This is a genomic window from Clostridia bacterium (assembly GCA_035561135.1).
Classification (GTDB): domain Bacteria; phylum Acidobacteriota; class Terriglobia; order Terriglobales; family Acidobacteriaceae; genus DATMYA01.
The window spans coordinates 1-1,193 of record DATMYA010000077.1; the positions used below are offsets into that span (position 1 = coordinate 1).

The following is a 1,193-nucleotide window of genomic DNA, read 5'->3' on the forward strand; positions in this document are numbered from 1 at the left end:
ACTACCGTGTTCTTGCCGCGATAGGTGATATCGCCGGGCAACCGTCCAATGGGCAGATTGAGGCGTCCGGCAACGAGCAGGAGCACGCCGACCAGCAATAGCACAGCTCCGAAGATAATCAGCACTCGTCCGATGTCGCCCGGTGCCCCAGGTTGACGCCGTGCAGTTCGGCGTTAACCTGGGATGAGGATACTCTTGATCCCGACCGGGTCCACTGTTTTGTCCTCTCGATCAGGTGCTGTCCGCTCAACCTCGATAGCTTCATTCTCGCCAAACGCGTACTGTCGGAAACTACTCCAAGTCCGTCGAAGCTGGTAAAGTCTCCCCGAAAGAGTGGAGATATCCCAGGTTAGCGCCAACTACGGGCGCGAACCTGGGACACCCGGCAGGCTGGCGAAACGAAGGATCGGAGAGAACATGAAGCCGACAAGTCGTTCGAATGGCGAGACCGCTGCAGCGAACATCACCAAGCGGATTCAAGAGCTGGGGGATTGGAGAGGAGAGACCCTCGCTCATGTCCGTCAGCTCATCCACGAAGCCGACCCCGACATCCAGGAGGAGTGGAAATGGATGGGAACCCCCGTATGGTCCCATGACGGCGGCGTCTGCACAGGGGAATCGTACAAGCAGGTCGTGAAGCTCACCTTCTTTCGCGGAGCCTCCATCAAAGACCCGAAGAAGCTCTTCAATTCCAGCCTGGAAGGGAACACGCGGCGTGCGATCGACCTCCGCGAAGGGGAGAAGATCAACGAAGCTGCCTTCAAGCAACTCATCCGCGCCGCGGTGGCGGCCAACTCCGCAGCGCGCGCTCAACGGGCGGCCAAGAAGAAGTAAGCCCGGTTCTCAGGGGTATGACGTACGAACGGCCTTTCGCCTGGTGCCCCAGGTTCACGCCGTAATGATGGCGTCTTCGCGTTCGAGAATGCCATTTATCACTCCCTATCTGAGCGTTCTCAGAAGCAGGTAGCCTCCGAACCTCCCAGGTCTTCGAGACCGACCGCGATTATCGGCGGAAGTGGCTGACCAGCCACAGCAGGACGCTGATGACGATGGACGTCATGAGTGGAAAGTAAACTACCGTGTTCTTGCCGCGATAGGTGATATCGCCGGGCAACCGTCCAATGGGCAGATTGAGGCGTCCGGCAACGAGCAGGAGCACGCCGACCAGCAATAGCACAGCTCCGAAGATAATC

At 58.7% G+C, this 1,193-nt stretch carries 2 protein-coding genes; one reads left to right on the plus strand and one right to left on the minus strand.

Features of this window, described 5'->3' with window-relative positions; all coding sequences use genetic code 11:
• Positions 1 to 417 precede the first annotated feature (417 nt).
• On the plus strand, positions 418 to 834 hold the full coding sequence (locus tag VN622_15820) for a DUF1801 domain-containing protein (protein ID HWR37328.1): 417 nt from the start codon (positions 418 to 420) through the stop codon (positions 832 to 834).
• Between the two features lie 169 nt (positions 835 to 1,003).
• Here VN622_15820 and VN622_15825 read toward each other — a convergent pair whose 3' ends face one another.
• Complete coding sequence (locus VN622_15825) at positions 1,004 to 1,192, minus strand: DUF2905 domain-containing protein (GenBank protein ID HWR37329.1); 189 nt, start codon at positions 1,190 to 1,192, stop codon at positions 1,004 to 1,006.
• Position 1,193 lies beyond the last annotated feature (1 nt).